Genomic DNA, 8,211 nt, shown 5'->3' on the forward strand with positions numbered 1-8,211 from the left:
GGTGAGTGCCGGGGCCCTTTCCGTCCACCTGGTCGAGGTGACCGTCGTGTCAGCGGAGTTCCTTCGGAGGCGTCCGGTCCTCGTCCACCTTGTCCACCCGCTCCAGTTCGCCCCACACGACGTAGCGGTAGCGGGAGGTGTACACGGGCGTGCAGGTCGTCAGGGTGATGTAGTGGCCGGGCTTCTTCCTGCCGGACTGCTTCGGGACCGTCTGGAGGACCTTGACGTTGTACTTCGAGGTCTCCGGAAGGATCCCGAAGACCTTGTAGACGTACCACTTGTCCTTGGTCTCGAAGACGACCGCGTCGCCGTTGGCGATCTTGTCGATGTTGTGGAACCTGGCGCCGTGGCCGTCCCGGTGGGCGGCGAGCGTGAAGTTGCCGTTCTTGCCGGTCGTCGGCAGGGACGACTTGACGGGGTCCGTGTAGTAGCCGGCGACGCCGTCGTTGAGGACCTTCGTCGACGTGCCCTTCTCGACCAGGACCTCGCCGTTCTTCATCGCCGGAACGTGCAGGAAGCCGATGCCGTCCTTGGTGTCCAGAACGCCCGGACCACCCCGGCCCTGTGCCCAGTTGTCGCGGACCTTGTCGCCCTGCTTGTGCGCCTCACGGTCGGCCACGACGTTCGTCCACCACAGCGAGTAGACGACGAACAGGCCGAGCACCAGCCCCACGGTGATGAGGAGCTCGCCGAAGACGCTGACCGTCATCGCGAACCATCCGATGCGCCGGCGCCCCACGGGCGCGTCGACGGCTGCGGATCCGGCTTCCGATGCGGCGCGCTCGTCGTGGTCGGTCCTCGCTGCCACTGTTCATCTGCCCCGTCTGGTCTGTCTCAGGTTGTCTCACGTGCCCATGACGCGTGCACGCTGCGCGCGTGCGTCCGCGCCTGCCCTCAGCCGACCAGCGCGTCCGGTTTGCCCTTGCTGCGCGGCCGGTCCTCGACCATCTTGCCCCAGACGATCATCCGGTACTTACTGGTGAACTCCGGTGTGCAGGTGGTCAGTGTGATGTAGCGGCCGGGTCCGGTGAAAGTCGAACCCTTGGGGATCGGGTCGAGGACGCTCGTGTTGCTCGGACTCGTCACCGGCAGGATCGACGCCATCTTGTAGACGTAGTAGTCGTCCTGCGTCTCGACCACGATCTCGTCGCCCGGCTTGAGCCGGTTGATGTAGCGGAACGGTTCCCCGTGGGTGTTGCGGTGCCCCGCGAGCGCGAAGTTGCCCGTCTTGGCGTCCGGCATCGCGGTCTTGAGGTCGCCCTCGCCGTAGTGGCCGACCATGCCGCGGTCGAGCACCTTCGTCTTGTTGATGCCCTCCGCGATCGGCGCGACCACGTCCAGCTTCGGGATGTGCAGGATGGCGAAGCCCTGGCCGGGCGAGAATGTCCCCGGCTTCCGCTTGCCGTTCGCCCAGTCCTGCTGGAGATGGTCCGCGGCACTGCCCGCCTGCTGGTGCGCTCGCACGTTGGACCACCACAGCTGGTAGGTCACGAACAGCAGCATCAGGACGCCGGTGGTGATGAACACCTCGCCGACCATCCGGCTCACGAGGACGCCCGCACTGGGCTTCCGGGCCCGCGCCGCCCGCCGGGCTCCCATCCGACTCAGAGGGGCCTCAGCGGCCCCCTGAGCCGTCTCCTGGGGCTCGTGGGGCTCCTGCTCGCCCCCGTGCCGTCCGTGGCGTCTGGCCGCCTTACGACGGGCCGCACGGCCTCCGGGCGCGGGCGCGGCCTCGCTCCGCTCTCCCGTCCGGGGCGGTTCCTGGACTCGAAACACGACCGTCTCGTCGTCCAGTGGCAGGCGCGCGGCGGCCGGCTCGGCCCGGGGAGCGGCGACCGGTCCGGCGTACGGGACCGTCGGCGACCCCTGGTACGCGGCGGCCACAGGCTCCTCGTACGGCGCGGAGTACGTCCTCTCGTACATCTCCGCGTACGACGGTGACGCCGCGGAAGTCATGGCCGACCTCTGGGCCTGCGCCCGGGCCGCCTGAGCCTGAGCGGCGGCCTGAGCCTGAGCGGCTTGCACTTGGGCCGCCTGAGCCTGAGCCGCTTGAAACGCCTGGGCCTGGGCGGCCTGCGCTTGAGCCGCCTGGGCCTGGGCGGCCTGTGCTTGGGCGGCCTGGGCCGCGTACCAGTCGGCGCCGTACCCTTCGGCGCCGTACCCCTGCTGCGGTGCGCCCTGTCCCTGGCCCGGCAGCGGATCCGTCAACGGGTCCGCGAGCCCCCCGACCGCCGCCTCGAAGGCACCCCCGCCCGCATAGGCCTGGGCACCCGCGCCCTCGAACGCCCCTGCGCCCCCGTAAGCGGCCTCGCCGCCATAGGGGGAGCTGTCGCGCTCGGGGCGCAGCGCGGTCACGCCGTGGCCCTGCCCACCACCGGGGCGAGCCCCGCCGACCTCGCCACCGCCACCTTGTCTCCGCACTCGAGCAGCCAGTTGGCGAGCATCCGGTGACCGTGTTCGGTCAGCACCGACTCGGGGTGGAACTGCACACCCTCGACGGGCAGTTCGCGGTGTCTGAGGCCCATGACGATTCCGTCGTGCGTACGGGCCGTGACCTCCAGCTCGGCCGGAACCGTCTCCGGCTCGGCCGCCAGCGAGTGGTAGCGGGTCGCCGTGAAGGGCGACGGCAGGCCGGCGAAGACGCCCTTGCCCTGGTGCTCCACGAGCGAGGTCTTTCCATGCAACAGCTCGGGCGCGCGGTCGACCACACCGCCGTACGCCACCTGCATCGACTGCATCCCGAGACAGACACCGAAGACGGGAACCCCGGTCGCGGCGCAGTGCCGGACCATGTCGATGCAGACCCCGGCCTGTTCGGGAGCACCGGGCCCCGGGGACAGGAGCACACCGTCGAAGCCGTCCTGGGCGTGCGCGGTCGACACCTCGTCGTTGCGCAGCACCTCGCACTCGGCGCCCAACTGGTACAGGTACTGGACCAGGTTGAAGACGAAGCTGTCGTAGTTGTCCACAACGAGGATGCGCGTGCTCACTGGTTGTCCACCGTCACATCGTTGAAGGGCAGCAGCGGTTCGGCCCACGGGAAGATGTACTGGAAGAGCAGGTAGACCAGTGCCAGGACGAGCACGAGCGAGACCAGCGCCTTCACCCATACGCTCCCCGGCAGATGCCGCCAGATCCAGCCGTACATGCCGTCCCTTCCGTCGCCGTACGCCAACAGACTAACGGCGCAGAGCCGCCGGTTTCCCTGCCTCCACGGGCTGCGTGGAATCAAGGTGTGCCCAGACGATCAACCGGTGGCTGTGGCCCCACTCCGGATCGCACGTGGTCAGCGTGAGATAGCGCCCCGGACGCGTATACCCGGACTTACGTGGCACAGGGTCGATCACCTCAATGTCGGAGGGCACCGTTTTGTAGGGGCCTTTGTCGATCCGATAGGTGAACCAGGTCGTCCCGTCCGTCAGCACCACCGCGTCACCTCGGCGAAGCTCGGGAAAGTCCTTGAAGGGATCGCCGTACGTACGCCGGTGACCGGCGACCGAGAAGTTGCCCTCCTGGCCGAGCTGGGCGGTGCCCCGGTAGTGGCCGAGCCCCTTCTTCAGGACCTGCGTGGCGGTGCCTTCGAGCACGGGCTTGTTCCACGTGAAACCAAGCCGCGGGATGTACATGACCGCGAACGGTCCGCCGTAGGCGTAGGGGCCCGGCGCCTTCGGGCTCTCGGTCGCCGTGGCACCGGTGCCACCCGGGGCGCCTGCGGTGCCGGAGGGGTCCGAGGATCCCGGGGATGCCGAGGAGTCCGGCGTGGCCGTCGGCTCCTGGGCCGCCGCTCCCGTCGACCACTGCTTCTGCAGCACATCGATCTGGTGGTCCATGGCGCTGTCGGCCTTCACTCCGGTCCAGAACAGCACATAGATCACGAAGAGCACGATCAGAGCGCCGGCGGTGATGCACAGCTCACTGATCGTCCTGACGACCACTCGCACCGACACAAGGTCCCCCCGGCGGCAGCTCGCTCCACAGGCTTCGCCCACTGCCCCGCGAAGTCAGGCGCTCACTCCACGGGCTTCGCGTAGTGGAGATCCACTGTGCCCGAGTAGCCGGGAAGAGTCACCGTCCCGTCCTCCTCGACTTTCCAGCCGAGCCCGTAGACGTTGACGTAGACCATGTAGTTCTGGATCGCCGGAGAGGCGGCGAGCGCCTTCTGGAGCTTCTGCGGGTCACCGATGGCGGTGATCTTGTACGGAGGCGAGTAGACGCGGCCCTGGAGAATCAGGGTGTTGCCGACACAACGCACCGCGCTGGTGGAGATCAGCCGCTGGTCCATCACCTTGATGCCCTGGGCGCCGCCCTGCCACAGGGCGTTCACCACCGCCTGAAGATCCTGCTGGTGGATGACGAGGTAGTCGGGCTGCGGCTCGGGGTAGCCGGGAAGCTTCGCCGTCGCGTTCGGCGGGGCGTCGTTGAGCGTGACCGTGACGGCCTTGCCCTTCAGCTTCTGGGTGCCCGCGTGCTTCTCCAGCGCCGCGAGCTTGGCGTCCTCGGCCTCGCTGCTGCCGTCCTCGCGACCTGCGAGGGTGTCCACGTCGTCGCGCAGGGTGCCGTTGGACTCGTCCAGCGTCGCGTTCTTGTGGCTCCGCTCCTGAATCAGGTCGGAGAGCTTCAGCATGGACGCATCCGTACGGATGTTCGTACCCTTGGCCGTATCGAAGCTCATGAAGAAGATGAGACCGGCGAGGGCGAAGACGGCGGCCGTGAGTACACGTACGGGCCGGAAACGGCGCGTACCGCCAGGACTGGAATCCGTCCTGGGGGAGTCGGCAGAATTGCTCAACGTACCCTTATCTCCTTCGGCGCCGCGGAAGCACTACGCTAACGGACGCCCGGGGGAGCACTCAGTGTCCCCTTGTACGCTGCCCCGGAGCCCGCCCCAGTTCCCTGCGCGGCCACGCAGCGCATCGACAGGAGAGACCCTCGTGCCGAAGTCACGTATCCGCAAGAAGGCCGACTACACGCCGCCCCCGGCGAAGCAGGCATCCAACATCAAGCTGACCAGCAACACCTGGGTCGCCCCGGTCATGCTGGCCATGTTCCTCATCGGTCTCGCCTGGATCGTTGTCTTCTACGTGACGGACGGTTCGCTGCCGATCGACGCGCTCGACAACTGGAACATCGTGGTCGGATTCGGCTTCATCGCGGCCGGATTCGGCGTCTCCACGCAGTGGAAGTGACCGCCTTCGCTCACCTGGGAACAGCCGGGCCGACAGCTCTGCCCACGGTTTTCCACTGAGTTATCCACAGCAGTTGTCCACAGGTGGAAAAGAAAGACGATCTGTGGATAACTCATCCGCGGTTGACGCCGGTGTGACTGATCTAACCGGCGTCCGCAAACCTGTTCGCCCCCTGTCCGACCTGGGGAAACTCGGGTCAGTGACAGGGGGCACAGCTGTTCCCGCACGAGGTGCACAAGATCCGCCACCGTCTGTGGACAACATCACTTCTCAGGTGAGCCCACAGCGTCCTCAGGTGAGCTGAGCGGTCCTGATCAACGTCGTGGCGACCACCGCGACCAGCATCAGCGCGCAGACCCCGTACTGGACGAGGTTCCGCCGCTCGCGCGGTGCGTGAACCATCGCGTAGCCGACCACCACACCGGCGACCAGGCCTCCGATGTGCGCCTGCCAGGCGATGTTGCTCCACCCGAAGGTGAAGATCAGGTTGATCACCAGCAGGGCGATGATCGGGCGCATGTCGTAGTTGAGCCGGCGCATCAGCACCGCGGTGGCGCCGAACAGACCGAAGATCGCGCCGGAGGCACCAAGCGACGGCTGGTTGGCGTCGGCGAGGAGGTAGCAGAGCGCGCTGCCCGCGAGACCCGAGATGAAGTAGAGGGCGATGAACCGGGCGCGGCCGAGAGCCGCCTCCAGGGGACCGCCGACCCACCACAGGCTGAGCATGTTGAAGATGATGTGCATGGCGCTGCCGTGCAGGAACATCGACGTCAGCATCCGGTACCACTGGCCTTCGGCCACACCCTGGATGTCGCCGGAGAGCCAGGCACGGCCGAACAGGGTGAAGCGGTCGGTGAAGGCGTCGCCCACCGAGAGCTGGACGAGATAGAAGGCCAGGTTGAGGCCGATCAGCACCTTGGTGACGAGCCGGGGGTCCGAGGCGACCGTGCCGCCCGCGAGGGTGCGGGGCTGGGTGGCCGCCGGGGCGTGACCGGTGCCGGAGCCGCCGCGCACGCAGTCGGGGCACTGGAAGCCGACGGAGGCGCTGACCATGCACTCGGGGCAGATCGGGCGCTCGCAGCGGGTGCAGCGGACGCCGGTCTCACGGTCCGGGTGCCGGTAGCAACCGGGCAGGTTCTGGGCGTCCTGCGGTCCCTTGTCCCGCGGGCCCTGCGGGCTGCCGGGCGGCTGGTCCATGGGGTCCCCTCAATCTCCGTACGGCGGCTCGCACGCGCTCACACCGGGTCCGGGTGCGCAAGGCACCGCCCCGTCCATCCTTACGGATGAACGGGGCGTTTGGTTCCCTGCGGGACCCTTCGGGCTCACGGACGAAAGAGTCCGGCGCGGGCTCAGCCCTCGCGGGTCTCGACGACGACCGACTCGATGACGACGTCGTTGACCGGACGGTCGGTGCGCGGGTTGGTCTGGGCGCCGGCGATGGCGTCCACGACCTTCTGGCTGGCCGCGTCCGTGACCTCACCGAAAATGGTGTGCTTGCGGGTCAGCCAGGCCGTCGGGGAGACGGTGATGAAGAACTGCGAGCCGTTGGTGCCCGGGCCGGCGTTGGCCATGGCCAGCAGGTAGGACTTGTTGAAGGCGAGGTCCGGGTGGAACTCGTCCTCGAACTGGTAGCCGGGACCGCCCGTGCCGTTACCCAGCGGGTCACCGCCCTGAATCATGAAACCGCTGATCACCCGGTGGAAGACCGTGCCGTCATACAGCTTGTCCGTGGACTTCACACCCGTCTCCGGGTTGACCCACTCACGCTCCCCCTTGGCGAGCTCGACGAAGTTCCGGACCGTCTTGGGCGCGTGGTTCGGCAGGAGCCGGATTTCGATGTCGCCTTGGTTGGTCTTCAGGGTGGCGTAAAGCTGCTCGGCCACGATCTGCCTTCCGTTGCCTTCTCTTGACGCTCCGATCCTCGCACGGACCGGCCTGCTCAGCCCCTGACCGCCACCTCCGCACGAACATGCGGACGTCGCCTTTCGAGAAAACCGGTCGAGTCGCTCCGCGACGGGGGCGGGCGGAGGCGATCCGTGGCATTGTCGACGACAAGCTCCCGTTGCCCCGTATTAATCCGCTATCTCACTTGATCGACACCTGACCGGCTCCGTCTCGGGAGTCGCCGGGAGTCAGCCCGTGACACGGATGCCCGCCCTCACATGCCCCTGATCACTTGGGCGGGCATGATCCCCATAGGGGTGGAAAGGTGAACTCTGTGTCTTTGGGGGTACATGGAACCCCCGACGTACGCCACCGAGGAGGAGGAAACCCGTGACCCGCATCGACAGCGTGCGCGCCGCGACCGGCTCGGCGAAGGACAGCGTGCTGCACGCCGCGGAAGTGGTGGCGCCTTACGCCGACACGGCCAAGGACAGGGCTTCGTACTACGCGAGCGAAGCACGCGTACGGCTCGCGCCGAAGGTGTCGCAGGCCGCCGAACAGGCCCGCGTCCAGTACGACGCCTATCTCGCGCCGCGCCTTGAGCAGGCCCGTACCCATGTGCCGCCGAAGGTCGACCAGGTCGCCCAGGAGGCGGCCGTCCGCACCCGTAAGGCGGCTCGCCAGGCAGCCGACTATTCCAAGCCGAGGATCGAGCAGGCGGTGGCCGCGGCCCAGCCCGTTCGGGAGGAGGCAGCGGCACGCGGCGTGGCCGCCATCGCCGCACTGCGCGGCCAGGTCTCACCGCAGGAGATCCAGAAGCTGCTCCGCAAGCACGAACGGCGGGCGAGGGCCGGCCGTCTCGTGAAGGGGCTGGCCGTGCTGGGGATTCTGGCGGGCGGTGCTTTCGCCGCCTGGAAGTGGTGGGACAAGCAGGCCAACCCCGACTGGCTCGTCGAACCGCCGGCCGCGACCGAGGTGCCCGAGACCGGGCGTCTCACGTCGGTCGACGGCAGCGGCCAGTCCGCTCTGGACCCCGAGGTCCAGGCCAAGGAGGCCGAGGAGGAAGCGGCGGAGCGCGACGACCGCCGCTGAACCCGACCCAACAGCGCCGCGGGGCAGGAGACTTGACGGTCTCCTGCCC

At 68.0% G+C, this 8,211-nt stretch carries 10 protein-coding genes; 2 read left to right on the forward strand and 8 right to left on the reverse strand.

Annotation, left to right across the window (positions count from 1 at the left end):
* Positions 1–49: 49 nt before the first annotated feature.
* The 6 genes from ACFWBT_RS39515 to ACFWBT_RS39540 form a co-directional block, all read right to left on the reverse strand.
* Entirely contained in the window at positions 50–808 is a 759-nt protein-coding gene (locus ACFWBT_RS39515; protein WP_385708655.1) for a class E sortase, read from the reverse strand.
* An 86-nt stretch (positions 809–894) separates the two neighbouring features.
* Positions 895–2,355, reverse strand: coding sequence for a class E sortase (locus tag ACFWBT_RS39520; protein ID WP_385708659.1), 1,461 nt, complete (start codon positions 2,353–2,355; stop codon positions 895–897).
* Positions 2,352–2,990 carry an aminodeoxychorismate/anthranilate synthase component II gene (locus tag ACFWBT_RS39525; protein WP_266760638.1) on the reverse strand — a complete coding sequence of 213 codons (639 nt, stop codon included), beginning with the start codon at positions 2,988–2,990 and terminating at the stop codon, positions 2,352–2,354. Before ACFWBT_RS39525 ends, ACFWBT_RS39520 begins: the two co-directional genes overlap by 4 nt.
* Entirely contained in the window at positions 2,987–3,148 is a 162-nt protein-coding gene (locus ACFWBT_RS39530; protein WP_385708662.1) for a hypothetical protein, read from the reverse strand. Before ACFWBT_RS39530 ends, ACFWBT_RS39525 begins: the two co-directional genes overlap by 4 nt.
* 31 nt (positions 3,149–3,179) lie before the next feature.
* Positions 3,180–3,941, reverse strand: a complete 762-nt coding sequence (locus ACFWBT_RS39535; protein WP_385708665.1) for a class E sortase — start codon at positions 3,939–3,941, stop codon at positions 3,180–3,182.
* Positions 3,942–4,009: 68 nt separating this feature from the next.
* Positions 4,010–4,789, reverse strand: coding sequence for a DUF881 domain-containing protein (locus ACFWBT_RS39540; protein ID WP_385708669.1), 780 nt, complete (start codon positions 4,787–4,789; stop codon positions 4,010–4,012).
* Positions 4,790–4,931: 142 nt separating this feature from the next.
* On the opposite strand from ACFWBT_RS39540, the gene crgA reads away from it, so the two are divergent.
* Positions 4,932–5,186 (forward strand): cell division protein CrgA, encoded by a 255-nt coding sequence (crgA, locus tag ACFWBT_RS39545; protein ID WP_266760634.1) that lies wholly within the window; start codon positions 4,932–4,934, stop codon positions 5,184–5,186.
* Positions 5,187–5,477: 291 nt separating this feature from the next.
* Here the strand turns inward: crgA and ACFWBT_RS39550 are convergent, their stop codons facing one another.
* Both ACFWBT_RS39550 and ACFWBT_RS39555 read right to left on the reverse strand, forming a co-directional pair.
* Positions 5,478–6,383, reverse strand: coding sequence for a rhomboid family intramembrane serine protease (locus ACFWBT_RS39550; RefSeq protein ID WP_266760633.1), 906 nt, complete (start codon positions 6,381–6,383; stop codon positions 5,478–5,480).
* Positions 6,384–6,535: 152 nt separating this feature from the next.
* Positions 6,536–7,069, reverse strand: coding sequence for a peptidylprolyl isomerase (locus ACFWBT_RS39555; protein WP_385708674.1), 534 nt, complete (start codon positions 7,067–7,069; stop codon positions 6,536–6,538).
* A gap of 391 nt (positions 7,070–7,460) precedes the next feature.
* Between ACFWBT_RS39555 and ACFWBT_RS39560 the strand changes: the two genes are divergently transcribed.
* Positions 7,461–8,162 (forward strand): DUF5324 family protein, encoded by a 702-nt coding sequence (locus ACFWBT_RS39560; RefSeq protein WP_266760631.1) that lies wholly within the window; start codon positions 7,461–7,463, stop codon positions 8,160–8,162.
* Positions 8,163–8,211: the final 49 nt, after the last annotated feature.

The sequence above is a fragment of the Streptomyces sp. NPDC060027 genome, from assembly GCF_042737005.1.
In the GTDB taxonomy this organism is placed as follows: Bacteria; Actinomycetota; Actinomycetes; order Streptomycetales; family Streptomycetaceae; genus Streptomyces.